This window comes from Streptomyces sp. NPDC050619 (assembly GCF_040654815.1).
Lineage (GTDB): Bacteria > Actinomycetota > Actinomycetes > Streptomycetales > Streptomycetaceae > Streptomyces.
Map to the genome: position 1 here is coordinate 1 of NZ_JBFAIR010000038.1, position 23,926 is coordinate 23,926.

Consider the following 23,926-nt stretch of genomic DNA (forward strand, 5'->3'; position numbering starts at 1 on the left):
AACATCCCCTGGGCGATGACGCCCGAGGACGTGGCGTCGGCCAGCCTGGCCGGGCTGCGCCTCGGTGAGACCGTCTGTGCCCCTGGTCTGGAGGGTCAGGACTCCGCCCTGGACGCCGTGCTCGCCGCGGAGACCGCCTTCGTCCAGGGCGGCAACCAGCCCACGCTCGCGGCTCGCTACACGGAACCGCGAGCTTAGGGCAGTCGCGAACGGAGGGCAGGCGATTGTTTCCGGTTGGCTGCCTGCCTGCTCGGACCGGCGGTCTGTGACTCAGTCATGGCAGGAGGAGCACTTTGCCGGTCTGCCGGTGGCTTTCGAGGTAGGTGTGGGCCTCGGCCGCCTCTGCCAGGGGGTAGGCCCGGTCGATGATCGGGTTGATCTTTCCGTCTGTCAGCAGTTCCAGGCACAGTTGCTGGTCGCGCAGGGTGGCGCCGCGCACGCTGGCGATTTTCACCTGCTGGCCGATGAGTGCGAGGGCGTCCAGTTCGAGGCGGGATCCGTGGTGGGTGGGTGTGCCCAGGACGATGACCGTGCCGCCGAGGCGTATGCAGGAAAGGGAGAGCTGGAAGAAGTCGTTGCCGCCGACGCAGTCCCAGACGGCGTCGGCGCCCAGACCGCGGGTCAGTTCCCTGACCTGTGCGGGCAGTCGGGGATCGGTGGAGTGCAGGATGTGGTCGTAGCCGAGCTTGCTGAGTGCTTCGTCGCGGTCCGGCTTGGTGGTGGTGGCGATGACGGTGGCTCCGCTCAGCTTCGCCAGTTGTGCGCAGGCGATCGCCATTCCGCCGCTGGCGCCGGTGATGACCACGGTGTCGCCGGGGCCGACGGGTGCTTGCCGTGCGCAGTTGAGGGGGGTGGTGTAGGTCCACATGGTGGCTGCGGCGGTCTCGTAGTCGACGCCGTCGGGGATGGGCAGGATCGCGTCCTGGCGGCGTACGACGTACTGGGCGTATCCGCCGAAGACCTGGTGTCCGGGGTAGGCGGTGTCGACGCACAGGTTTTCGAGCCCGCGTACGCACAGGGCGCAGGTGCGGCACGGCGGGTGCGGAAGTTGCACGGCCCTGTCGCCGGGGTGCCACCTGGTGACGTTCTCGCCGGTGGCGACGATTTCACCGGCGGCGTCCCGGCCGAGTTGGAACGGCAGCGGCCACGGCGGCCGTCCCGGGAGAGGCTGCGGCAGGTTGCCCGCGCGGTAGCGGAGATCCCAGCTGTTGACGGCCGTGGCGTGTACGCGCATCAGGATGTCGTCGGGGCCGACCTCGGGAATCGGTGCCTCTATGTACGTGAGCACCTCGGGCCCGCCATGTTCGAACAGGCGGACCGCCATCATGGTCTGTTCCACTCTCACGTTCCTTCAGATCGTTACGCGGTTCATCGGGGGTCCATGGAGTCGCCTGCGCCTCGCCTGCCCGGTGAGACCGTGTGTGAGCGGACCTCGGCCAGGCGGCTTACCAGGGGTGGATCAGGAACTGAACCGTCCGACGATCCGAGGCGTAGCCGGTTGCGTGGCCTGACCGTGGCGGTCGGCCCAGGCTGAGAGACTCCCCAACCTCTTGACTTGGAGTCATGAGATTCGACTCGGATGCATCCTGCTTCTCTCCTTCCTGTTGACTGGAAAGCACTCTAGAACTATCTTGGCTCTGGTTCAAGAGTGGGGAGTGGGCGGCCTCACAGCACCCAAGAGCGCTCTGAAAACAGTGAGCGGTGTCCGCGACTTACCGAGATAGGTGCCCGAACTCGTTCGGGCCGGGCCGCGGGTCTCCGAATCCGCCGCCGACCGCAGGAGTTGGTCAGTCATGAGCAGCCCAGTAACCACACCGTCCGACACCCAGGACGACTTCGGCGTTCTACGCGAAGTGGAAAGCAGGGTGCTCTGGCTGTCGTCGGCGATCATCCACCACGCGAACCGAGTACGGGCAAACCCCTCGGGACTCAAGGTGGGCGGGCACCAAGCGTCGTCGGCGTCCATGGTGTCGATCATGACCGCGCTCTGGTTCCGGCATCTGCGGCCCCAGGACCGAGTGTCGGTGAAACCGCACGCATCACCGGTACTGCATGCGATCAACTACCTGCTGGGCGAACTGGAACCCTCCTATCTGTCCAGGCTGCGCGAGTTCGGCGGCCTGCAGAGCTATCCGAGCCGGTCCAAGGATCCGGACCCCGTCGACTACTCGACGGGGTCCGTCGGCATAGGTGCGACCGCACCGATCTGGGGCGCGCTCTCGCGACGCTATGTCAACGCCACCGTCGGCGACGTGGGTACCGGGCGGCAGTTCTCGCTGGTCGGCGATGCCGAGCTGGACGAGGGCGCGGTGTGGGAGGCGGTGCTGGATCCCGCTGTCGGCGAACTGGGAGAGGTGGTCTGGGTCGTCGACCTGAACCGGCAGTCGCTGGACCGGGTCGTGCCCGACATCGCCGCCGAGAAACTGCGGGGCATGTTCACCGCGGCCGGCTGGCAGGTGATCACCCTCAAGTACGGGCGGCAGCTCGAGGAGCTGTTCGCCCGGCCGGACGGCCAGGAGCTGCGGCAGCGGATCGACGCGATGCCCAACCCGGAATATCAACGACTCCTGCGGTGCGATGCCGGGCAACTGCGTCTGCGGCTGTCCGAAGGCCCCGGCGCCGACCGGATCCGCGCGTTGGTCGACCAGGTCGAGGACTCGGTGTTGGTGGACGCGGTGGCCAACCTGGGCGGCCACGACCTGGCCGCGCTGGATGCGGCCTTCTCGGCGATCGACGACAGCCGCCCTACTGTGATCCTCGCCTACACCATCAAGGGCTACGGACTGGCCAGCAAGGGACATCCGCAGAACCATTCAGCTCTGCTGACGGAGGAGCAGATGCGGGAGCTCGCCGAGCGGCTCGGAGCCGACCCGGCGCACCCCTGGCGCGCCTTCGGCGAGGACCGCGCGGCCCATGAGGTGTGCCGACAGGCCGCGGAGCGGCTGCGCAGGAGCGAGTCGGCGCGTCACGCGCCGGCCGACGTACCCGTCGACATGGGGCGGACGCCGTCCGGGACGGCGACCACGCAGGCCGCGCTGGGCCGACTTCTGCTGGACCTGACCAGAGCGGCCCCGGAGGTGGCCGCGCGGGTCGTGACCGTCAGCCCCGATGTCAGTTCCAGCACGAACCTGGGCGGGTGGGTGAACAAGGTCGGCGTGTGGTCGTCCAGCGAACGACGCGACTGGTTCGCCGATGACGCCGAGACCGTCCTGCACTGGCGGGAAAGACCCTCCGGGCAGCACATCGAACTAGGCATCGCCGAGACGAACCTCGTCGGCCTGATCGGCGAACTGGGTGCCTGCTGGAGCAGGTGGGGGCAGCCGCTCCTGCCGATCGGTGTGCTGTACGACCCCTTCGTGGAACGCGCCCTTGAACCTTGGTCCTTCGGCATCTACGCGGGCGGGCAGTCCCTTCTGGTCGGTACCCCCTCCGGAGTTTCCCTGGCCCCGGAAGGCGGCGCGCACCAGTCGATCAAGACCCCGTCGATCGGCTTGGAGCAACCCGGCTGCGTCACTTACGAACCGGCGTTCGCCATCGACGCCGAATGGACGCTGCTCGCCGGGATGGCTCGGCTCGGCAGACCGGACGGCAATTCCGCATACGTACGGCTGTCGACGCGGCCCATCGACCAGAGGCTGGCCGCAGTGCCCGGTGACCCCGCCGCACGCGAGCGTCGCCGGCGCCAAGTCGTCGCCGGGGCCTATCCCCTGGTGCGCACCGACGGCGCCAAGGTCACCGTCGCCGCGATGGGCGCGGTGGTGCCGGAGGCGCTGGCAGCCGCTGACCGTCTGGCGCAGGTCGGCTTCCCGGCGGACGTCGTGTGTGTCACCAGCCCCGACCTCCTGTACCGGGCGGTGCGCGCCAGGCAGGGCCACGAACGGGCCGAGTCCTGGGTGCTGGATCAGGTCTTCCCGGCCGAGCGCGCCACACCTCTGGTCACCGTCCTCGATGGCCATCCGCACACCTTGGCCTTCCTGGCCACCGTCAACCGCGTGCCCGTCTCTTCCCTTGGCGTGACCCGGTTCGGACAGTCCGGAGGGCTCGAGGACGTCTACCGCCATCACGGGCTCGATGCGGACAGCATCGTTCGTGCCGCACTTGACCTGACCGACTGAGCAACAACAGCCTTACTGGCCATCAAGCAGAACCCGTGACCAACAACACTCCGACGATCACGCGTGATGGAGTCATCGGACCGGACGGGAGCGCGTTCTCGGCCACCACCTTCGGCAGGCCCGCGGGCGCGATGGCGGGAGCCCTCGCCGGCGTGCGCAACCGGATCCTGGCCGAGGGCGGCCAGAAGACCGACTGACCGCCGACTGACGGGCAGAGGTGAACGTTCCGGGCCGAGCCCGGTCCGGCATCCCCCGTCACGAGACCGGTCGCCGGAGGCGGCCCGTCGACTCTGCGTGCCGACCACGACCGGCCGACGCGCCCTGACCGCCGCCACGCTCCAACGGCGGCGGCACGGAGGGCCTTCGGGCCACTGAGGAACAACGCGCACCTTCGCGGAGCGCAACAGCACCGGCAGGACCCCGGCAGTCACCGTGCAACCACCGAAAGAGAGTGGATATGTCCGACGACCGTCTTTTCCAAGTCGTGACCCCGCCCGCCGAGCCTGCCGCCGAGGCCACCCGGCGAAGATTCATCGCCGCGGCCGCCGCTGCCTCAGGAGCCGCCGTGGTCGGCGGCCTGGTCGCGGGGTCGCCCGCGCTGGCAGCCGAGGCCGCGCCTGGCAGCCGTGTCTCGACGACGGTCAGCGGATCGCAGGACCGCCGGAACACCAAGAAGGAGAAGAAGATGCGCATCGTGGCCGTGGAAGAGGCGTTCTCAGTTCCCGGAGCCATCCGGCAGGAGGCAGCGATCCGTCAGCGCATGGACGTGCCGGAGGAGATAAAGCAGGAGTGGTTTCGGCGCCTGGACGATCTGACCGAGCTGCGGCTGGCGGACATGGACGCCAACGGCGTCGATGTCCAGGTCCTCTCGTATTCCACGCCGGGTCTGGAAGTGATCGAGGATCCGGCGGAGGCGGTGGCCGCCGCGCGGCGGATCAACGACTATCTGGCCAAGGCGGTCGCCGGTCATCCGAACCGGTTCGCGGGTTTCGCGGTCCTTCCGCTGCAGGACCCGAAGGCCGCGGTCGTGGAGCTGCGCCGGGCGGTGCAGGAGCTCGGGCTCAAGGGCGTGCTGTACAACGACCATGTGCGGGGGCACTACCTGGACGAGCCGCAGTTCAGGCCGGTTTGGGCGGAGCTGGAGCGCCTCGGCGTCACGCTGTATCTGCATCCGGCCGTCATTCCGGCCGACAACTGGCATGTCTTCGACGGGTACTCCGTGCTGGTCGGGCCGACCTGGGGCTGGACCGCGACGGTGGGTGCCCATGCGCTCCGGCTGATCTACGGCGGCGTGTTCGACGAGTTCCCGGGCGCCTCGCTGACGTTGGGTCACATGGGTGAGCTGCTGCCCTTCCAGATGGCCCGGCTCGACAGCCGCTACCCCCACGTGCCTGCTGAGCAGAGGGTGCAGCACCTGCCCTCGTACTACCTGCGGAACAACGTGTACGTCACCACCAGCGGAGTCATGTCACATGCCGCACTGCTGGGAGCCGTCCATGCGGTCGGCGTCGACCGGGTGCTGTTCTCCATCGACTACCCGTTCGAGTCCAGCGCCGAGGCGGTGGAGTTCCTGCGCACCGCACCGTACGCACCCGCCGACCTCGGGCGCATCGCGCACGGCAATGCCGACCGCGTTCTGGGGCTGTGAACGACCGACAGCCCGCGTAATCCCGCGGGCACTTGTCAAGGTGGTGGCCGCCGGGATCAACCCGGGCGAGGCCGTGATCCGGCAGGGGTTCTTCCACGACAGGTTTCCGGCGACCTTCCCCTCGGGTCAGGGCAGCGACCTCGCCGGGATCGTCGAGGAACTCGGCGCAGGAGTCACCGGATTCGACGTCGGTGACGAGGTGATCGGCTTCACCAACCAGCGGGCCAGCCACGCCGAGTACGTGATCGTGGAGGAGGACCAGCTCACCCCCGACCGGCGGGCGTGCCGTGGGAGCAGGCCGGCGCGCTCTTCATCGCCGGAACCACGGCATACGCGGCGGTCCACGCCGTCAGGGCCGGGCGTGGCGAGACCGTCGTCGTCTCCGGGGCCGCCGGCGGGGTGGGCTCTCTCGTCGTACAACTCGCGCGGCACGCCGGGGCCACCGTCCTCGGTCTGGCGAGCGAGCCCCACCACGCCTGGCTCACCCGGCACGGAGCGATCCCGCTGACCTACGGAGAGGGTGTCGGCGAGCGCATCCGCGCCGCGGCCGACGGCTCGATCGACTTCGCGGGCGCGGCGAAGCACGGCACCAAGGCGGACGGCTGTGCGGAGGCGGCAAGCGCCGACGTCCTGCGGGAACTCGCCACACTGATCGCCGACGGTGATCTGGAAATCCCCATCGCCCGCGTACACCGGCTCGACGAAGTTCGCGACGCCTTCCGGGAACTGGAACGCCGTCACACAAACGGCAAGATCGTTCTCAGGCCCTGAGAGGCCGACATCGACCGGCGGCCGCCGCATCGGGCGAGCGAGTCGTCGAACCAAGCACACCCCTGAACGGAGCAGGACCGTGGCAATATCGTCACAACCCGAAGGTGCGATCCGCACTCGGTGGTCGTCCGAGGACGCCGCCGACCAGTTCACCGTCGACAACCCCGCGACCGGCGCGCCGCTGGCCCTCGTGCAGGGTGCCGGCGACAAGGAGGTCGATGCGGCCGTGCGGGCGGCCTACGACGCGCACTTCTCCTGGAAGACCCGCACCGCCCGCGAGCGCGGCAGCTGGCTGCGGAAGGTCGCTCAGGCGATACGCGAGCACGCCGACGAGATCGCGGCCCTGGAGTGCAGCGACAACGGCAAACCCCTGTCCCAGGCGCGCAATATGGACCTGAACGCGGCGATCGGGCTCTTCGAGTTCTTCGCGAGCCTGTGCGACTCCATGCCGGGCCAGGTCAACGACGGCGGAAGCCTGCTGGACATCACGGTGCTCGAACCCTACGGTGTGGTCGCCGCGATCGTGCCGTTCAACTGGCCGCCGATTCACACCGCCAGCAAGCTGGGCCCGGCGCTGGCCGTCGGCAACGCGGTGGTGATCAAGCCGCCGGAGCAGGCCCCGCTGTCGGCCATGCGCATGGTGGAGATCATCCAGTCCGTCCTGCCCGACGACGTGGTGCACATCATTCCCGGCACCGGCCCGGTCGGGTCGCAGCTCGCCGGGCACCCGCTCGTCGGCAAGATCTCGTTCACCGGGTCGCCCACCACCGGCGTCTCGGTCATCAAGACCGCGGCCGACAACCTGACCCCGACCCTGATGGAGCTCGGTGGCAAGGACCCGTTCATCATCTTCGAGGACGCGGACCTCGACCTGGCACTGCCGTGGGCGATCGAGGGTGGCCTGTTCAACCAGGGCGAGGCCTGCACCTCGGCGTCCCGCGTCCTGGTGCACGCCGACGTCTACGACGAGGTCGCGCGCCGCTATGGCGACGCGGTGAAGCGGCTGCGCGTCGGCAACGGCGCCGACCCCGGCACGCACATCGGACCGATGGTGTCCGCCGCCCAGCGCAAGCGGGTGCTGGACTACATCGACGTCGGCGTCAGGGAGGGAGCCACGATCGCAGCGCAGGCATCGCTGCCCGACGACCCGGAGCTGGCAGGCGGCTTCTACGTCGCGCCGACGCTGTTCACCGGTGTCCGTCCGGACATGCGCATCGCGCAGGAGGAGATCTTCGGCCCGGTCATCGCGATGATCCCGTTCCGCGACGAGGACGAGGCCGTCAAGATCGCCAACGGCACCGACTTCGGCCTGGTTGCCGCAGTGTTCACGCCGGATTCCGAGCGCGCGCTGCGGGTCAGCCGCGCCCTGCACACCGGGTTCGTCTTCGTGAACAACTACAACCGGAACTTCACGGGCACGCCGTTCGGCGGTGTCGGTGCGAGTGGCTACGGCCGGGAGACCTCGGCGCAAACCCTGCAGGAGTACGGCTACAGCAAGAACATCCGTCTGCTCTCCGGGAGGGGCGAGCTCCCCCGCTGGGCACCCTCCCTCGAGGTGACCGGACACGAAAGGTGACCCGGTGATCCCGCCGTCGCGCGCGATGGGGATGTCGAACCGTTCGTAGTCCCTGCCGCGCCCGCGGACGGCGAGTTCCATACGGCCGGATTCGACGTCGTAGAAGTGGCACACGATCGCCCACGCATCCGGCAATGCCGTCTTGCTGCGCTCCAGTTGGCCTATGCGGACGGCCGCGGAAGAAATTTTCCTTTCTGCTCACCACGCGGTTCGGCAACGCCGTGGCTGGCCGTGAACACATTGGGCACTCTTCGCCGACGATCACGCTCGGTTACTATGCTCACTTCATGCCGGAGGCCGGGAGTAAGGGGCGTACCGTCCTCGACGGACTCCTCGGGAGGCAGCAGGAGCTGAGTGTGCCATTCGAAACTCCCCAGATTCTCCCCAAGGCTGATCGCGGCCGACGCCTAACCTGTGTCAGCGTGGAGTTGTTCGTGGATTGCAAGGCGATGAGAGTGGATGGCCTGAGAAAATGCTGACTGAGGTCACCGTGACCCGCTATATCACACCCCTGCGTGAGGGCGGTTCGCTGCCGGGCCTCGTCGAGGCCGACGACCGCGGGACGTACGTCATGAAGTTCACCGGCGCCGGGCAGGGCCGCAAGACGCTGGTCGCCGAGGTTGTCTGCGGGGAACTCGCCCGGCGGCTCGGCTTCCGGGTGCCCCGGCTGGTGACGATCGGCCTCGACCCGGTACTGGGACTCGCCGAGCCCGACCAGGAGGTGCAGGAACTCCTCAAATCCAGCGCAGGGCGCAACCTGGGCATGCACTTCCTCTCCGGCGCGCTCGGTTACGACCCGCTCGCCTTCCGGGTGAGCCCCGAGGAGGCCGGGCGGATCGTCTGGTTCGACGCGCTGGTGAACAACGTCGACCGCTCCTGGCGCAACCCCAACCTGCTGATGTGGCAGGGCGAGGTGTGGCTCATCGACCACGGCGCGAGCATGATCTGGCACCACAACTGGCCCGGCGCCGAAGCCTCCGCCGCTCGCCCGTACGACATCTCCGACCATGCGCTCAGGGCCTTCGCACCTGATGTCGCGCGAGCGGGTCTGGAACTGGCGCCGCTGATCACCGAGGAACTCCTCGCCGAGGTCACCGCGGAGATCCCGGACGTCTGGCTGGCGGACGAGCCCGGCTTCGACTCCCCGGACGACCTCCGTCGGGCCTACGCACGGCCCCTGCTCGCGCGGGCCGCCGACATCCACGAACGCGTCAAGGTCAAGGGGGACCAGTGAGCGAGCGGGACGTTTTCGAGTACGCGCTGCTGCGGATCGTGCCCCGGATCGAGCGCGGCGAGTGCATCAACGCCGGGGTGCTCGTGTACTGCCGCGCCCAGTCCTTCGTGCGAGCGCGCACCCACCTCGACGAGACCAGACTCCTGGCCCTCGACCCGGACGTGGACCTGGCCGGCGTACGGGCCGCCCTGCGCGCCGTCGAGGGCGTGTGCGCCGGCGGTGAGGCGGCCGGACAGGCCGCGCACGACGACGCCGGACGCCGCTTCCGCTGGCTGGTCGCACCCCGCTCGACGGTCGTCCAGCCGGGCCCCGTACACACCGGCCTGACCGGCGATCCGGCCGCGGAGACGGAGCGTTTGCTCGACCTGCTCGTGCGGTGACCGCGCCTGTGCCGGCGCCGGCGGTGATCGCGCCCGCACGGGCGTCGGCGGTGACCGCGCCTGTGCCGGCGCTGACGGTGACCGCGTCCGTGCCCGCGCCGGCGGTGACCGCGCCTGTGCCGGCGGTCAGTTCCGGTGCCGTCTTGCGGCATGGCCGGCGGTCAGTTCCGGTGCCGCGTTACGGCATGGCCGGCGGTCAGATCCGGTGCCGTCTTGCGGCATGGCCGGCGGTCAGATCCGGCGTCGCCTCACGACATAGCCGGCCGTCAGACCCGGCGCCGCCTCACGACATAGCCGGCCGCGAGGACGCCCCCGGCGACGAAGGCGATGCCCATGCCCATGTCCCAGCCGCTCCGCCCGGAGTTCGACGCGCCGCCCACCCCGCCGCGCACGCCCCGCGGCGGGGTGACGGCAGTCGCAGTCGCGGCCGGAGTCGGCGTCGCGGAACGGAGGGGAGTGCGGGGAGCGGTGGTCGAGGAGGTGACGGGGGCGCCGCGCCGGGGCAGCACCTCGCAGGCGATGCCGTCGTCCGGCCCCTGATCTTCGTCGAGTCGGTTCGGATCGGTGGGGTCCAGGTTGAACACGGCCTGCGCCTCCTCCTGGTAGGTGAAGTCGCGGCAGTCCAGGTCCTGTGCGTGAGCGGTGTCGGCCAAGGGCACTATCGCGGCGAGCGCGATCAGCGTGCCGACGGCACCGGTACGACGGCGCATGGAGCGCCTCCTCTCCGGCCACGAATGGTCGTCGCCCCGACGCTAGAGGCCGCATGGGGCACAGGCGCGCGGCGCTGAGCCGATCGGGTGTCGCCGGTGGGCATCCGTGCGGGACGATGGCAGGTGGCTGCGGGCCCGCCAGGAGGGTCGGCCGCACAGGTAATGGATCACACACCCCTGGTTGCCGTTGACACCGGGTGCCAGGGCTTCTAGCGTCACGTCTGCTGAAGGTACTAAGCGGTCGCTCACCCGAGAGTGGGCCGCTCGAGCCGCATTTCGAGGGCGAGGAGAACCAGTCATGTCCACCACTGAGCAGCGGGTCGCCGTGGTCACCGGTGCAGCGCGCGGCATCGGCGCCGCCACCGCCGTACGACTGGCTGCCGAGGGTCGCGCGGTCGCCGTGATCGACCTCGACGAGGCTGCCTGCAAGGACACCGTGGAGAAGATCACCGCGGCCGGCGGCAAGGCCCTCGCGGTCGGCTGCGACGTCTCGGACGAGGCGCAGGTCGAGGCGGCCGTCGCGCGTATCGCCCAGGAACTCGGCGCGCCGACGATCCTCGTCAACAACGCGGGCGTCCTCCGCGACAACCTGCTGTTCAAGATGAGCGTCTCCGACTGGGACACCGTCATGAACGTGCACCTGCGCGGCGCCTTCCTGATGTCCAAGACCTGCCAGAAGCACATGGTGGACGCGGGCTTCGGCCGGATCGTCAACCTCTCCTCGTCCTCCGCGCTCGGCAATCGCGGCCAGGTCAACTACTCGGCTGCCAAGGCCGGCATGCAGGGCTTCACCAAGACCCTCGCCAAGGAGCTCGGCAAGTTCGGCATCACCGCGAACTCCGTCGCCCCCGGCTTCATCGCCACCGACATGACCGCGGCGACCGCCGAGCGCGTCGGCATGGGCTTCGAGGACTTCAAGGCCGCGGCCGCCACCCAGATCCCCGTGCAGCGCGTCGGCGAGGCGGAGGACGTCGCCAACGCGATCGCCTTCTTCACGGCCGAGGCCGCGGGCTTCGTCTCCGGCCAGGTGCTGTACGTGGCCGGCGGACCGCTCGACTAGAGGACCAGGAAAATGACTTCGGTGGAACTCCCCGAGCTTTCGGGCAAGGTCGCGCTCATCACGGGCGCCAGTCGCGGCATCGGCTACGGCGTCGCCGAGGCGCTGCTCGCGCGCGGTGACCGCGTGTGCATCACCGGCCGCAACGAGGAAGCCCTCAAGGAGGCCGTCGACAAGCTCGGCGCCGACCGCGTCATCGGCGTCGCCGGCAAGGTCCACGACGAGGCCCACCAGGCCGCCACCGTCGAGCGCACCATGGAGGCCTTCGGGCGTGTCGACTTCCTGGTCAACAACGCCGGTACGAACCCGGTCTTCGGGCCGATCGCCGACCTCGACCTGAACGTCGCGCGCAAGGTCTTCGAGACCAACGTGGTCTCGGCGCTCAGCTTCGCGCAGAGGACCTGGTACGCCTGGCAGAAGGACAACGGCGGCGCCATCGTCAACATCGCCTCCGTCGCGGGAGTCTCCGCCTCGCCCTTCATCGGCGCCTACGGCATCAGCAAGGCCGCGATGATCAACCTGACCTTGCAGCTGGCCCACGAGTACGCGCCCAAGGTGCGGGTCAACGCGATCGCCCCGGCGGTCGTGAAGACCAAGTTCGCGAAGGCCCTGTACGAAGGCCGGGAGGCGGAGGCCGCCGCGGCCTATCCGCTGGGCCGGCTCGGTGTGCCCTCCGACATCGGCGGCGCCGCCGCGTTCCTCACCTCGGAACAGTCCGACTGGATCACCGGCCAGACGCTCGTCGTCGACGGCGGCATCTTCCTGAACGCGGGCGTGGGCTGATCCTTGTGAACCTCGGCACGGGCGCTCGCTGACGAAGGCGGCGCCCGTGTCGGCGTCAGAGCTTCACCTCTCGATGACAACGTCGTCATGCACAATTCGATCAACAGATCGATTCGAGCGTAGGTTCAGCGGAAGTGCTGCGGTATGGTCGGCCAACTCTTGGTACGGCATTTCGAGGAGCAACCGCGTGTTCATCCGGAATCGTTTCCTGCCGCCGCTCGCGGCCCTCGCGTCCATATCCATGGTGGCCGGATGTGGCGTGTTCTCCTCGGACGCTTCCGGAGACGAGGCGCCGATCGTCGTGGGAACCACCAGTGCTCCGGCCACGCTGGATCCCGCGGCTTCCTGGGACAACTCCTGGGAGCTGTTCCGCAATGTGTACCAAACGCTCCTGAACTACACCCCTGGTGGGGTCAAGCCCGAGCCCGACGCCGCCGAGAAGTGTGGTTTCACGGACAAGACGAGCATGGTGTACAGCTGCACGCTGCGCGAGGGCCTGAAGTTCTCCGACGGGCACAAGATGGACGCCCATGCCGTCAAGCACTCGTTCGACCGGATCAAGAAGATCAACGTCAATGGCGGCCCCGCGGGTCTGCTGGGGACTCTCTCCCGGGTGCAGGCGAAGGGTGACCGTGAGGTCGTCTTCCATCTCAGCCAGCCCGATGCCACCTTCCCCCTCGTGCTGACCACGCCCGCCATGTCGATCGTGGATCCCGAGGAGTACCCCGCGGACGCGCTTCGCGAGGACGGAAAGATCAGCGGCTCGGGGCCCTACAGCCTTGCCTCCTTCGAGGAGGGCAAGAAGGCCGAGCTCGTCCGCAACGGCAACTACAAGGGCATAGCGGACCGCAAGAACAGCGCCGTCACCATCCGCTACTTCCAGCAGTCGGACGAGATGGTCAAGGCCCTCAAGAACAAGCAGATCGCGGTCATCTATCGCGGTCTCGGCGCCTCGGACACCCTGGACATCGAGGTCAACCAGAAGGCGAAGGGGCTCCAGCTCGTCGTCAACCCCACCACTGAGATCAGTTATCTGGTCTTCAACCCCAGCGACCCGTGGGCCGCGAAACCCGCGGTCCGCAAGGCGGTCGCCCATGTCATCGACCGCCCGGCGCTGGTGCACAACGTCTACAAGGACACCGTCGAGCCGCTGTACTCCATGATCCCCAGGGGGCTGGTGGGCCACACCACGGGCTTCTTCGACGACTTCGGGGCTCCCAGCGTGCCCAAGGCCGAGCGGGTCCTCGCGGAAGCGGGCATCACCGATCGCGTCCCGCTGACCCTCTGGTACACCAGCGACCGTTACGGCTCGACGACCAAGCCCGCCTTCGAGGAGCTGAAGCGGCAGCTCGAGGCCTCCGACCTGTTCACGGTCACCCTCAAGAGCCGCCCCTGGAAGACCTACGTGGCGGGATACCAGAAGGGCGAGTACCCGGTGTTCGGGCGCGGCTGGTTCCCCGACTTCAACGACGCCGACAACTTCGTCGCGCCCTTCGTGGGCAAGCAGAACGCTCTCGGCACCCCGTACGAAGCACCCAAGATCACGGACAAGCTGCTGCCGGATTCGCGCAAGGAGAGCGACCGCGGGGCCGTGGGTGATCAGTTCGAGGAGGCCCAGCAGATCCTCGTGGACGATGCGCGGCTGGTGCCCCTGTGGCAGGGCAAGCAGTACGTGGCCGCGAACGACGAGATCGCCGGTCTGAAGAAGGTCATCGACCCGGCGACGATGATGGTGATGTGGGAGCTGTCCTGGAAGACCAGCTGGTAGGCGTCTGGTTGCGCGGTCCGTGGGGCCGGTGCGCGGTCCGCGGGGCCGGTTGTCAGTGGTCGCCGGTAGGTTCTGTGGTCTGGAAGCGATCACACATCGCGGCCACCGCACACCGCAGTCACCGCACACCGTGAGGAAGTTGACGTGACCGACACCGCCATGCTGCCCGAGTCCTGGCGCGGGGTCCTGGGCGACGAGCTCCAGCAGCCCTACTTCAAGGAGCTGACGGAGTTCGTCGAGGAGGAGCGGGCGAAGGGCCCCGTCTACCCTCCGCGCGAGGAGGTCTTCGCCGCGCTGGACGCGACGCCGTACGAGCGGGTGAAGGTCCTCGTCCTCGGCCAGGACCCGTACCACGGCGAGGGGCAGGGCCACGGCCTGTGCTTCTCGGTCCGCCCCGGCGTGAAGACCCCGCCTTCGCTGCGCAACATCTACAAGGAGATGCACGCGGAGCTGGGCCTGCCCGTCCCGGACAACGGCTATCTGATGCCGTGGGCCGAGCAGGGCGTCCTGCTGCTCAACGCGGTCCTCACGGTCCGCGGCGGCGAGGCCAACTCGCACAAGGGCCGCGGCTGGGAGAAGTTCACCGACGCGGTCATCCGTGCGGTGGCCGACCGGCCCGACCCGGCGGTCTTCGTACTGTGGGGCAACTACGCGCAGAAGAAGCTCCCGCTGATCGACGAGAGCCGGCATGCCGTGGTCAAGGGCGCGCACCCCTCTCCGCTGTCCGCCAAGAAGTTCTTCGGCTCCCGCCCGTTCACGCAGATCAACGAGGCGGTCGCGCGCCACGGCCACGAACCGATCGACTGGACCATCCCCAATCTGGGCTGACCGTCGCTGGGCCGGGCCGGTTCCTCTCCGAACCGGCCGGCCCGGTGCCGCCTGACGGGGATTGTCAGTTGCTGCCATTAGCGTCGGCCGTGACAGCCGACAGCCCGACGAGTGGTGCGGAGGACGCGGTGGCGGAGCGACAGGAGCAGGCGGCCCCGGATGCCCTGCTGACGCGGATCGGGCAGGTCGTCATCCTGCATCACGCGGGGGACCGCGAGGAGGCCCGGCACCGCTTCCTGGACCTGTGGGCGGAGATCGGGGAGGACGGCGACCCGCTGCACCGCTGCACCCTGGCGCACTACCTGGCCGACACGCAGGACGACCCGTTCGACGAACTGGCCTGGGACCTGCGGGCGCTGACCGCCGCCGAGGAACTCATCGACGACCGGCTCGCCGAGCACGAGGGAGCCCTCGCGGTGCGGGCGCTGTCCCCCTCGCTGCACCTGAATCTGGCCGCCGACTACGTGAAACTCGGCCGCGCGGAGGCCGCCCGCACGCATCTGCGCCGGGCGCGGGGAGCGGCCGACGCACTGGCCGAGGACAGCTACGGGGACGGGGTACGGGCGGCGATCAGCCGACTGGAGCTGCGCCTGGGGGAGGGGGACTCCAAAGGAGGCGGAGCGTGGGGGCCGCCTCGACAGCGGCCCTGAATCCCCGTACTTCCCGTGGGTGTGCCTGTCTCAACGCCCGTACGTCTGCGTGCAGATCGCCGCTTCCGGGCTGTCCGCCCGCCAGCCGCCGTACTTCTTGCCGAGGGCACAGACGTCTCGTTGATCTTTGGGGACCGACTTGGACACGTCGGGGATCTCCGCGTGCGGTTGCCGGGAGTGCCGGATGTCGGGCTGCCGGGGTTCGGGACGTGCTGGATGCGCCGGGTGCACCGGATGTGCCGGATGTGCCGGGTGCGAGCGCGGAGGCGGTTGCTGCCGTGGCTGCGCCGGGGCCGTCTGGGCGACACCGTGTGACGCGGTCGCGGTCGGTTCCGGGCGGCGGGACGGGCCGATCATTTCCAGGGCCTCGCGGGCCGGCGCCTGCACGACCTGTGGCCCCGATCGGCCGTCCGGACGAGGCGCCGAAGGCTGGGACGGTACCGTCGGCGGGCCGGGCACGGGCGGGCGCTGGACCGTCACACAGCCGGAGAGGGCCGATAAAGCCACGGTGACCAGGAGCGTTGCGGTGGTCGTCGTTCGATGCACGCGCGCAACTCTGCTGGGTCGGGCGGCCTTTGGACAGCGGACCAGCGGAGGATGCCCCACACGGGTGATCTCCGGCCCCATACGGAGGGGGCGGGCCCACAGCGGCTGACGTCAGTCCTCTGCGACAGGCCTGTACCCGGTGGCACCGTCGATGCGCTCGCGGATCAGGTCGGCGTGGCCGTTGTGGCGGGCGTACTCCTCGATCATGTGCGTGTATATCCAGCGCAGGCTGAACGGCTCGTCGGTGAAGCTGCTCTTGCCCTTGGAGAGGTCGTCCAGGGCAAAGCCGGCCGCGTGGCGCCGGGCGATCTCGATCTCGGCCTGCCAGGTGGCGTGGGCTTCCGCCCAGGTGTCCGCCTCGGTGAGGTGGAAGTCGCCGTCCTGGTCCTCCTCGGTGTAGTAGATCGGCCCTGGATCGTCGCCCACGAGCACCTTGCGGAACCAGCCCCGCTCCACCTCCGCCATGTGCCGCACCAGCCCCATCAGGGACAGTTCGGAGGGCTGTACCGAGGCGGTTCGGAGCTGGGCATCGGTGAGACCTTCGCATTTCCAGGCCAGGGTCTGCCGGTGGCAGTCCAGCCAGCCCTCCAGCATGGTGCGTTCGCCGGCGTTCAGGGCGGGTTCGCTGCGCTGCGTCGTCATGCACGCATGGTCGCCCACATCGTCCCGCGCCCACCACACGTTTTCCCGGCCGAGATCGTGCAGTGTGGGGGAGACCGTATGCTCCGGAATGACCCCGGCAGGCAACCGCTAAGGAGACCCCGTGAAGGTCGGCTGCATCGGACTCGGTGACATCGCGCAGAAGGCTTATCTGCCGGTGCTCGGCGGGCGGCCCGGGATCGAGCTGCACCTGCAGACCCGCACGCCCGCCACGCTCACCCGGGTCGCCGACGGCCTCCACCTCCCCGGCGGGCAGCGCCACGCGGACCTGGACTCCCTCCTCGCCCAGGAACTCGACGCGGCTTTCGTGCACGCCCCGACCCCCGTGCACCCCGAGATCGTGACGAGACTCCTGGAGGCGGGCGTACCGACGTACGTCGACAAGCCGCTGGCGTACGAACTGGCCGACTCCGAGCGGCTGGTGGCGCTCGCCGAGCAGCGGAACGTGAGTCTGGCCGTCGGGTTCAACCGGCGCTACGCCCCCGGGTACGCGCAGTGCGCCGACCATCCCCGCGAGCTGATCCTGATGCAGAAGAACCGGATCGGGCTGCCCGAAGAGCCGCGCGCGATGATCCTCGACGACTTCATCCACGTCGTGGACACGCTGCGCTTCCTGGTGCCCGGCCCGGTCGACGACGTCACCGTGCGCGCCCGCGTCGAGGGCGGCCTGCTGCACCACGTGGTGCTCCAGCTCGCCGGGGACGGCTTCACCGCGCTCGGCGTCATGAACCGGCTCAGCGGCTCGGCCGAGGAGATCCTGGAGGTGTCCGGGCAGGACACCAAGCGTCAGGTGCTCAATCTCGCCGAGGTGATCGACCACAAGGGGCAGCCCACCGTGCGGCGGCGCGGCGACTGGGTTCCGGTGGCCCGGCAGCGCGGCATCGAGCAGGCGGCGGGTGCCTTCCTCGACGCCGTGCGCGCGGGCAAGGTGCTCAGCGCGCGGGACGCGCTGGCGACTCACGAACTGTGCGAACGGGTGGTACGCGCGGTTCAGGACCGGGCCGCCTGAACCGCAGCGTCCGTATGCCCTCGCCGGCGCACCACGCGGCGAGGACCAGCAGCGCCGCCTGCACGGTCCAGTCGCCGTAGCGGACGTACGGCGTGACGCCCCCGGCCAGCGGTACCTCGTAGACCTGGGTCGTGCTCGCGTCCGTGCCGAGCCACGATCCGATGCGCTGCCCGCTCGGGCCGTAGACGGCGGACACGCCCGTCAGTGTCGCGTGCACCATCGGGCGGCCCGTCTCGGCGGCGCGCAGCGCGGCCAGCGAGGCATGCTGCTCGGGGGCCCAGCTCTGCTGGAACGTCGAGGTCGACGACTGGCCGATCAGTATGTCGGCGCCGTCCTCGGTGAGATGCCGGGTCATGTCGGGGAAGGCCGTCTCGAAGCACACCATCGGGCCGACGCGCAGCCCGTGCCCGGCGTCCATCACCACCTGCTCGGAGCCCTTCCTGCGGTCCTCGCCCGCCGCCTTTCCGACCGAGGTCGCCCAGCCGAGCAGTGAGCGGGCCGGGATGTATTCGCCGAAGGGGACGAGCCGCATCTTGTCGTAGCGGGTGCCGGTGCGGCCGTCCGGGCCGACGAGGATGGAGCTCTTGTAGATGCCGGGCTTGTCGGAGCGGCGGGCGTCCACGTTGACCAGGATGTCGGCGCCGGTCTCGCGGGAGAGCGCCGCGATCCGCCGGGCGAAGTCGGGACGTTCGGTGAGGTCGAAGCCGACACTGCTCTCGCCCCACACGATCAGGTCGACGTCCTGTCCGACGAGCCGCCGGGTCAGCTGCTCCTCGCGGTCGAAGCGGGGGTTGCCGCCGGTCACGACGCCCGGCTGGACGACCGCGATCCTGGCCCGGTCGTCGACGTCGGGACGCGGCGACCACACCCAGGCCGCCGAGGTCGCGGCCGCCGTGGCGACGAGCCCGGCCACGGCCGGCACCCGGGACTGGCGGATCGCGACGAGAACGGCGACCGCCACGTTGACGGCCACCACCAGGAAGCTGAGCAGCCACACCCCGCCCACCGAGGCGAGCCGCAGCGCCGCCTCCACCTGCCACTGGCTGGCGCCGAGCACACCCCAGGGGCCGCCGAGCCCCTGCCAGGAGCGGACCAGTTCGACGGCGAGCCAGCCCGACGGCAGGACGAGGAGGGCGACCACGATCCGCCCTCGCGGGGGTGTGCCGGCGAGCAGCCGGTGCACCAGCCAGCCCCACGGTGCCCACAGGGCACCCAGCAGCGCGGCGAGGACGAACGTGAACACGTGCAGGCTCGGCAGCAGCCAGTGGTGCATCGCCAGCATGAAGCCGAACCCGCCCCACCAGCCGTAGTACGCCGCCCGTTTGCCGGTCGGCGCCGAGCGGACCAGCAGGATCCAGGGGACCAGCGCGACGTAGGCGAACCACCACAGGGACGGCGCGGGAAAGGCGAGCACGGGCAGGGCGCCCGCCAGCGCGGCGATGGTCGCGCGCCGCCACGGGGAGGCGAGCCAGTGGCCGAACGTCTTCATACGGCACCTCCTACCCCGTGGGTGTCTCCAGTGTGCGTGCTGGGGACGACCTTGGGACAGGGGGCGTCAGCTCAGTCGATCACCGGGGCCGGGGCGCGGCCGGGCAGGCGACGCCATTTCTCATGGACGACCACCGCGCGCAGCCGCCAGCCGTCGTACGTGCGCACCAGACCGAAGTCGTACCGGCCGCCGCAGATGAAGTCGGGGGCGGCCGGGTCCTCGTCCGCGCCCTCTGTGGCGAGGCGCATCGGATTGACGTAGTCCGCCCGGACCTGGGCCGTGTCGCCCGTGTCGTGGTCCAGGACGCCGAAGCGCAGCCGGCGGTTGACGATCAGATGCTGGCGCATCGAAAACAGCCGCAAGTTCTCCTCGAGCCATGCGGCGACCTTCCCGGCTTCCCCCTCGATGCCGCCGGCCGAGCGGTAGTCCGCCCGCCCGTCGGGGGTGAACAGGCCTCGGTATGCCTCCCAGTCGCCGTCGTCCACCACCATCGCGTAGTCGGTGATCAGTTCGTCGACGGCCAACCGGTCCATCACGGTGGCGAGCTCCACACGCTGCGTCATCGGCTCAGTGTTGAGCATCGCGCGGGCGTCGCCAAGAGGGACGCGGCGCTATTCGGGTCGGCACACCCAAGCCTTACGTTGTCTCAGGCCGCTTTGATGACCTCGCCGCGGACCGCGGCCGCCCACTCGACCACCAACAGCTCGTACTCCGCGCGCTCCTGGGCCGAGAGGGTGCCGCCCGCGCGCAGCCAGAGCGCACGGATCTCTTCGTTCACCTCGGCAGCAGACCGCACGGAACCAGGGGCTGGGAAATCGGGGGACATGCGCACAAGCCTAGGCGCAAGCACTGACAGCCCGCTACCAGACGGCTACTCATCCCGTATGTGATTGGTCACGGGCTCACGGTTCGCATCGTGCGTACGGCCCCCAGGCCGGCCTCAGCCCGCCGACTCCGCCGCGTGGGGGCTCAGGACGCCCGCCGTGACCAGGGCGACGATGACGATGCCAAGGGCTATGCGGTACCAGACGAAGGGCATGAAGCTCTTGGTCGAGATGAACTTCATGAACCAGGCGATGACGGCGTAACCGGTCCCGAAGGCGATCACCGTCGCGAAGATCGTCGGGCCCCAGGACACGCTGCCGGTCTCCATCGCGTCCTTGAGTTCGAAGAGGCCGGAGGCGAGCACCGCGGGGATGGCGAGGAGGAAGGAGTAGCGGGCCGCGGACTCGCGCTTGTAGCCCATGAAGAGGCCGCCGCTGATGGTGGCCCCGGAGCGGGAGACGCCTGGGATGAGGGCGCAGGCCTGGCAGAGGCCGAAGATCAGGCCGTCCTTCACGCCCAGGTGCTCGATGCCCTTGCGCTGCTTGGGGGCGCGGTGCCGGCCGCCGTTCTCGTCGCGTGCCGCCAGCCGGTCGGCGATGCCGATGACCACGCCGACGACGATCAACATCGTGGCGGTGATGCGCAGATCGCGGAATGGCCCCTCGATCTGGTCCTTGAACGTCACCCCGAGCACACCGATCGGAATCGAGCCGACGATCACCAGCCAGCCCATCTTGGCGTCGTGGTCCCCCCGCATCGCCTTGTTGGTGAGCGAGCGGGCCCAGGCCGAGATGATCCGCCCGATGTCCTCGCGGAAGTAGATCAACACGGCGGTCTCCGTGCCGATCTGGGTGATCGCCGTGAAAGCGGCCCCCGGGTCCTTCCAGTCCGAGAAGGCCGCGGTCAGCCGCAGATGCGCGCTGGAGGAGACAGGGAGGAACTCGGTCAGCCCCTGGACGAGTCCGAGGATGAGGGATTCAAACCAAGACATGAAGTTACGGAGTCCAAGCGCTGATCGTGGAGAGAGGCGACGGGCGCACCGCGCCGGCGGGCGCGGTGTGATCTCAGGTGTCGAGGGGCAGCGTAGCGCCCCCGGGTGACAGGTCCGCCACAGGGGTTTCGAACAGGTAACTCGCGCTGGTGCGCGGGCTATGCGGCCGTCGGGCCCGCCACTGTCCAGCCCGGGGACTGGGGATGGGCCGTCAGATCCTCGTGCCGGACCGCGTCGCCGCAGGCCCGGCAGGTGACGACCGGGACCAGTTCGTCGCCGCAGACGTGCTCGATCACCATGGGGCGCTCGTCGTCCTCGCGAACGTGCCGGTCGCCCCAGGCCATGAGCGTCATCAGGATCGGCTCCAGTTCGAGTCCCGCCTCGGTCGGCCGGTACTCGAAGCGCCGCGGCCGCTCGCTGTAGGCCCGCTTCGTGAGGATCCCGGCGTCCACGAGCCGGCGCAGCCGCGTGGCGAGGATGTCGCGCGGGGCGCCGATGTTGCGCACCAGCTGGTCGAAGCGCCGGTTGCCGAGGCACACCTCCCGCAGGACGAGCAGGGAGTACTTCTCGCCGACGAGTGCCAGGGCGTCGGCGATCGAGCAGGGGCGCGGGTCTTTGGTGGCGGCCATGACGCCCAGTCTAGGGGAGGGTTTGTTTTTCAAACGTACCGAGTTATGGTGAGTTCGGATTTCCTACTTACCGGTAATCGTGAAGGCGGGCACCATGCGTGACGCAGTCGTCGTCGAAGCCGTACGCACCCCCATAGGCAAGGGCAAGCCGAACGGCGCCCTCGCACAGGTCCACCCCGTAGAGCTCCTCGCCCACACCCTGCGCACCCTCGTCGAGCGTTCCGGCGTGGACCCGGCGCTGATCGACGACGTCATCGGCGGCACCGTCGACCAGGTCGGCGAGCAGGCGATGAACACCACGCGCTACGCCGTGCTGTCGGCGGGCTTCCCGGAGACCGTCCCCGCGACCACCGTCGACCGCCAGTGCGGCTCCTCCCAGCAGGCGGTGCACTTCGCGGCGCAGGGCGTCATCTCCGGCGCGTACGACCTCGTCGTCGCCTGCGGAGTCGAGTCCATGAGCCGGGTGCCGATGTGGTCGAACGTGCCGGCCGGCAAGGACCCCTTCGGCCCGGGCGTCGCCGAGCGCTACCAGGAGGGCCTCGTCCCGCAGGGCATCAGCGCCGAGCTCATCTCCGCCAAGTGGTCCATCACGCGCGAGCAGATGGACGCCTTCGCCGTCTCCTCGCACCGCAAGGCCGCAGCGGCCTGGGACGCGGGCCTGTTCGACGCCGAGGTCGCGCCCCTGGAAGGCGTCACGCGCGACGAGTGCGTACGGCCGGACAGTACCGTCGAGACCCTGGCCGGCCTGAAGCCCGCCTACCACGACCCGAACTTCGCCGAGCGCTTCCCGCAGATCGAGTGGAACGTCACCGCGGGCAACGCCAGCCCCATCAATGACGGCGCCTCCGCCGTGCTCATCACCTCCAGCGAGACCGCCGCCCGGCTCGGCCTGCGCCCGATCGCCCGGCTGCACAGTTTCGCCGTCACCGGCTCGGACCCGATCCTGATGCTCACGGGTGTCATCCCGGCCACGGAGAAGGTGCTGCGCCGTGCGTCCCTGTCCCTGGCGGACATCGACCTCTTCGAGGTCAACGAGGCCTTCTCCAGCGTGGTGCTGGCCTGGCAGCAGGAGACCGGCGCCGATCTCGCCAAGGTCAACGTGCATGGCGGCGCGATCGCCCTCGGCCATCCGCTCGGCGCGAGCGGCACCCGCCTGACGACCACCCTCGTGCACGCGATGCGGGAACGCGGCGCCCGCTACGCCCTCCAGACGATGTGCGAGGCGGGCGGGCTGGCCAACGCGATGATCCTGGAGGCGGTGTGAACGGCGGTGTGAACGGCGATCTGCTTCAGATCCGCGGCAGGCAGGTCTGAAGCAGGCAGGTCTGAAGCAGGCAGGTCTGAAGCAGGCAGGTCTGATGCAGGGGGGGGCTACGGGCGGCCCCGCAGGTGGTGGCGCTTGCGCCAGGCCACCACCGCGCCCGCCAGGGCCGGCAACGCGATACAGGCCATCGCGATGAGGAAGGCCGGTGACGTCGGCGTCGAGGCACGGGCGCCGGCGACGACGTACGCGGCGGTGTTCGGGATCGACCCGAGCGCCGTCGCCAGCAGGAACGGTATGTAGCCCATGCGGGAGACGGCGGCGCAGTAGTTCGCGGCCCAGAACGGCACTCCGGGGAACAGCCGTGCCGCCAGCATCGAACGGAAGCCGTGCCGGCTCAGCTGCCCGTCCGCGGCCTTCAGCCACCGGCCGCGCAGCAGCGGGCGCAGGGCGTCCTGGCCGAGCATCCGGCCCAGGCCGAAGGCGATCCCGGCGCCGAGCACGGTGCCCGCGATGGCCGAGCCGATCCCGAACTGGGAGCCGAAGAGGGCGCCCGCCGCGAGGTTCAGCAGGGGGCGCGGCACGAACGCCACGGTGCACAGCCCGTACGCCACCGCGAACACCAGTGCCGCCATCGCACCGCCGACCTGCGGCGGCCAGCCGTTCGCCAGCAGCCGCTGCGGCTCGAAGAGCAGCACGGTCGTGGCGGCGCCCGCGAGCAGGGCGACGAGCAGGGACAGCCGCGACCACGGCGAGAGCAGTGCTCTCGTGCAACGCGCGGCGAAGCCCGCCGGAGTGGGAGGGGCAAGGGGCGCCGGGGGACCGGCGACGGCGAGCTCCGTGGCGGCGGCCGGGGGAGAGGCCGTGGCGGTGCCCCCAGAGCGGGTGGTGGCATCGAGCATCCAGTGACGGTAGCCGACGGACATGTGTGATCGCCGTATGGATCCCGTCCGTTGTGCGGATCGGCACGGTCAAAAACCATTCGACGTGGGACAA

Annotated in this window: 23 protein-coding genes and 2 pseudogenes; 16 read left to right on the forward strand and 9 right to left on the reverse strand. The window is 69.6% G+C overall.

The annotated features are described in order from the left end of the window. A pseudogene (locus AB0I77_RS42085) lies at positions 1-198 on the forward strand (SDR family oxidoreductase); the annotation flags it as partial. Between the two features lie 76 nt (positions 199-274). Here the strand turns inward: AB0I77_RS42085 and AB0I77_RS42090 are convergent. Next, complete coding sequence (locus AB0I77_RS42090) at positions 275-1,339, reverse strand: zinc-binding dehydrogenase (protein WP_363288141.1); 1,065 nt, start codon at positions 1,337-1,339, stop codon at positions 275-277. 454 nt (positions 1,340-1,793) lie between these two features. On the opposite strand from AB0I77_RS42090, the gene AB0I77_RS42095 reads away from it, so the two are divergent. From AB0I77_RS42095 to AB0I77_RS42130, 8 genes and pseudogenes are all read left to right on the forward strand, one after another. After that, a complete protein-coding gene (locus tag AB0I77_RS42095; protein ID WP_363288142.1) occupies positions 1,794-4,115 on the forward strand; it encodes a pyruvate dehydrogenase in 2,322 nt (773 codons plus the stop codon). 35 nt (positions 4,116-4,150) lie between these two features. Continuing rightward, positions 4,151-4,312 (forward strand): hypothetical protein, encoded by a 162-nt coding sequence (locus AB0I77_RS42100; protein WP_363288143.1) that lies wholly within the window; start codon positions 4,151-4,153, stop codon positions 4,310-4,312. A 260-nt stretch (positions 4,313-4,572) separates the two neighbouring features. Then, positions 4,573-5,763: an amidohydrolase family protein gene (locus AB0I77_RS42105; RefSeq protein ID WP_363288144.1), complete on the forward strand. Its 1,191-nt coding sequence runs from the start codon at positions 4,573-4,575 to the stop codon at positions 5,761-5,763. Beyond that, a pseudogene (locus AB0I77_RS42110) lies at positions 5,738-5,983 on the forward strand (alcohol dehydrogenase catalytic domain-containing protein); the annotation flags it as partial. The gene AB0I77_RS42105 and the pseudogene AB0I77_RS42110, both read left to right, overlap by 26 nt. Positions 5,984-6,045: 62 nt before the next feature. Further along, the gene (locus AB0I77_RS42115; RefSeq protein WP_363288145.1) at positions 6,046-6,534 is read left to right on the forward strand and encodes a zinc-binding dehydrogenase; all 489 of its coding nucleotides are present in this window, start codon (positions 6,046-6,048) and stop codon (positions 6,532-6,534) included. A gap of 79 nt (positions 6,535-6,613) precedes the next feature. Then, complete coding sequence (locus AB0I77_RS42120; protein WP_363288146.1) at positions 6,614-8,110, forward strand: aldehyde dehydrogenase family protein; 1,497 nt, start codon at positions 6,614-6,616, stop codon at positions 8,108-8,110. 472 nt (positions 8,111-8,582) lie between these two features. Continuing rightward, entirely contained in the window at positions 8,583-9,344 is a 762-nt protein-coding gene (locus AB0I77_RS42125) for a HipA family kinase (protein WP_363288147.1), read from the forward strand. Continuing rightward, positions 9,341-9,724, forward strand: a complete 384-nt coding sequence (locus tag AB0I77_RS42130) for a DUF3037 domain-containing protein (RefSeq protein WP_363288148.1) — start codon at positions 9,341-9,343, stop codon at positions 9,722-9,724. The genes AB0I77_RS42125 and AB0I77_RS42130 overlap by 4 nt, the downstream gene beginning before the upstream one ends. 266 nt (positions 9,725-9,990) lie before the next feature. Here the strand turns inward: AB0I77_RS42130 and AB0I77_RS42135 are convergent, their stop codons facing one another. Then, positions 9,991-10,434 (reverse strand): excalibur calcium-binding protein, encoded by a 444-nt coding sequence (locus tag AB0I77_RS42135; RefSeq protein ID WP_363288149.1) that lies wholly within the window; start codon positions 10,432-10,434, stop codon positions 9,991-9,993. 298 nt (positions 10,435-10,732) lie between these two features. Here AB0I77_RS42135 and fabG point away from each other — a divergent pair, with 298 nt between their 5' ends. The 5 genes from fabG (at position 10,733) to AB0I77_RS42160 (ending at position 15,520) form a co-directional block, all read left to right on the forward strand. Next, on the forward strand, positions 10,733-11,494 hold the full coding sequence (gene fabG / locus AB0I77_RS42140; protein ID WP_363288150.1) for a 3-oxoacyl-ACP reductase FabG: 762 nt from the start codon (positions 10,733-10,735) through the stop codon (positions 11,492-11,494). Positions 11,495-11,506: 12 nt separating this feature from the next. Beyond that, entirely contained in the window at positions 11,507-12,274 is a 768-nt protein-coding gene (locus AB0I77_RS42145; protein WP_363288151.1) for an SDR family oxidoreductase, read from the forward strand. 187 nt (positions 12,275-12,461) lie between these two features. Beyond that, on the forward strand, positions 12,462-14,042 hold the full coding sequence (locus AB0I77_RS42150) for an ABC transporter substrate-binding protein (protein WP_363288152.1): 1,581 nt from the start codon (positions 12,462-12,464) through the stop codon (positions 14,040-14,042). Between the two features lie 144 nt (positions 14,043-14,186). Next, positions 14,187-14,870 carry a uracil-DNA glycosylase gene (locus AB0I77_RS42155; RefSeq protein ID WP_363288153.1) on the forward strand — a complete coding sequence of 228 codons (684 nt, stop codon included), beginning with the start codon at positions 14,187-14,189 and terminating at the stop codon, positions 14,868-14,870. A 128-nt stretch (positions 14,871-14,998) separates the two neighbouring features. Further along, a complete protein-coding gene (locus tag AB0I77_RS42160) occupies positions 14,999-15,520 on the forward strand; it encodes a hypothetical protein (protein ID WP_363288242.1) in 522 nt (173 codons plus the stop codon). 657 nt (positions 15,521-16,177) lie between these two features. Here the strand turns inward: AB0I77_RS42160 and AB0I77_RS42165 are convergent. Continuing rightward, the gene (locus AB0I77_RS42165) at positions 16,178-16,708 is read right to left on the reverse strand and encodes a DinB family protein (protein WP_363288154.1); all 531 of its coding nucleotides are present in this window, start codon (positions 16,706-16,708) and stop codon (positions 16,178-16,180) included. A gap of 121 nt (positions 16,709-16,829) precedes the next feature. On the opposite strand from AB0I77_RS42165, the gene AB0I77_RS42170 reads away from it, so the two are divergent. Continuing rightward, on the forward strand, positions 16,830-17,735 hold the full coding sequence (locus AB0I77_RS42170) for a Gfo/Idh/MocA family oxidoreductase (RefSeq protein ID WP_363288155.1): 906 nt from the start codon (positions 16,830-16,832) through the stop codon (positions 17,733-17,735). On the opposite strand, the gene lnt is transcribed toward AB0I77_RS42170, so the two are convergent. The 5 genes from lnt to AB0I77_RS42195 all read right to left on the reverse strand — a co-directional run bounded on the left by lnt (position 17,659) and on the right by AB0I77_RS42195 (position 21,669). Then, the gene (gene lnt, locus AB0I77_RS42175; RefSeq protein WP_363288156.1) at positions 17,659-19,224 is read right to left on the reverse strand and encodes an apolipoprotein N-acyltransferase; all 1,566 of its coding nucleotides are present in this window, start codon (positions 19,222-19,224) and stop codon (positions 17,659-17,661) included. The genes AB0I77_RS42170 and lnt overlap by 77 nt on opposite strands. Positions 19,225-19,295: 71 nt before the next feature. Continuing rightward, a complete protein-coding gene (locus tag AB0I77_RS42180) occupies positions 19,296-19,787 on the reverse strand; it encodes a nuclear transport factor 2 family protein (RefSeq protein ID WP_363288157.1) in 492 nt (163 codons plus the stop codon). A gap of 83 nt (positions 19,788-19,870) precedes the next feature. Continuing rightward, positions 19,871-20,050 carry a hypothetical protein gene (locus tag AB0I77_RS42185; protein ID WP_363288158.1) on the reverse strand — a complete coding sequence of 60 codons (180 nt, stop codon included), beginning with the start codon at positions 20,048-20,050 and terminating at the stop codon, positions 19,871-19,873. A 114-nt stretch (positions 20,051-20,164) separates the two neighbouring features. Next, positions 20,165-21,040, reverse strand: coding sequence for an undecaprenyl-diphosphate phosphatase (locus AB0I77_RS42190; RefSeq protein WP_363288159.1), 876 nt, complete (start codon positions 21,038-21,040; stop codon positions 20,165-20,167). A 158-nt stretch (positions 21,041-21,198) separates the two neighbouring features. Next, the gene (locus AB0I77_RS42195) at positions 21,199-21,669 is read right to left on the reverse strand and encodes a helix-turn-helix domain-containing protein (RefSeq protein WP_363288160.1); all 471 of its coding nucleotides are present in this window, start codon (positions 21,667-21,669) and stop codon (positions 21,199-21,201) included. Between the two features lie 94 nt (positions 21,670-21,763). Here AB0I77_RS42195 and AB0I77_RS42200 point away from each other — a divergent pair, with 94 nt between their 5' ends. Then, positions 21,764-22,933: a thiolase family protein gene (locus AB0I77_RS42200; RefSeq protein WP_363288161.1), complete on the forward strand. Its 1,170-nt coding sequence runs from the start codon at positions 21,764-21,766 to the stop codon at positions 22,931-22,933. Positions 22,934-23,040: 107 nt separating this feature from the next. On the opposite strand, the gene AB0I77_RS42205 is transcribed toward AB0I77_RS42200, so the two are convergent. Then, positions 23,041-23,832, reverse strand: a complete 792-nt coding sequence (locus AB0I77_RS42205; protein WP_363288162.1) for a TVP38/TMEM64 family protein — start codon at positions 23,830-23,832, stop codon at positions 23,041-23,043. Between the last annotated feature and the right edge of the window lie 94 nt (positions 23,833-23,926).

Bases quoted from the DNA above. Each gene is read 5' to 3' on its own strand.
- AB0I77_RS42095 (WP_363288142.1), top strand. From the start codon at position 1,794: ATGAGCAGCCCAGTAACCACACCGTCCGACACCCAGGACGACTTCGGC.
- AB0I77_RS42105 (WP_363288144.1), top strand. From the start codon at position 4,573: ATGTCCGACGACCGTCTTTTCCAAGTCGTGACCCCGCCCGCCGAGCCT.
- AB0I77_RS42125 (WP_363288147.1), top strand. From the start codon at position 8,583: ATGCTGACTGAGGTCACCGTGACCCGCTATATCACACCCCTGCGTGAG.
- AB0I77_RS42135 (WP_363288149.1), bottom strand. From the start codon at position 10,434: ATGCGCCGTCGTACCGGTGCCGTCGGCACGCTGATCGCGCTCGCCGCG.
- fabG (WP_363288150.1), top strand. From the start codon at position 10,733: ATGTCCACCACTGAGCAGCGGGTCGCCGTGGTCACCGGTGCAGCGCGC.
- AB0I77_RS42145 (WP_363288151.1), top strand. From the start codon at position 11,507: ATGACTTCGGTGGAACTCCCCGAGCTTTCGGGCAAGGTCGCGCTCATC.
- AB0I77_RS42165 (WP_363288154.1), bottom strand. From the start codon at position 16,708: ATGACGACGCAGCGCAGCGAACCCGCCCTGAACGCCGGCGAACGCACC.
- lnt (WP_363288156.1), bottom strand. From the start codon at position 19,224: ATGAAGACGTTCGGCCACTGGCTCGCCTCCCCGTGGCGGCGCGCGACC.
- AB0I77_RS42180 (WP_363288157.1), bottom strand. From the start codon at position 19,787: ATGACGCAGCGTGTGGAGCTCGCCACCGTGATGGACCGGTTGGCCGTC.
- AB0I77_RS42185 (WP_363288158.1), bottom strand. From the start codon at position 20,050: ATGTCCCCCGATTTCCCAGCCCCTGGTTCCGTGCGGTCTGCTGCCGAG.
- AB0I77_RS42190 (WP_363288159.1), bottom strand. From the start codon at position 21,040: ATGTCTTGGTTTGAATCCCTCATCCTCGGACTCGTCCAGGGGCTGACC.
- AB0I77_RS42195 (WP_363288160.1), bottom strand. From the start codon at position 21,669: ATGGCCGCCACCAAAGACCCGCGCCCCTGCTCGATCGCCGACGCCCTG.
- AB0I77_RS42200 (WP_363288161.1), top strand. From the start codon at position 21,764: ATGCGTGACGCAGTCGTCGTCGAAGCCGTACGCACCCCCATAGGCAAG.
- AB0I77_RS42205 (WP_363288162.1), bottom strand. From the start codon at position 23,832: ATGCTCGATGCCACCACCCGCTCTGGGGGCACCGCCACGGCCTCTCCC.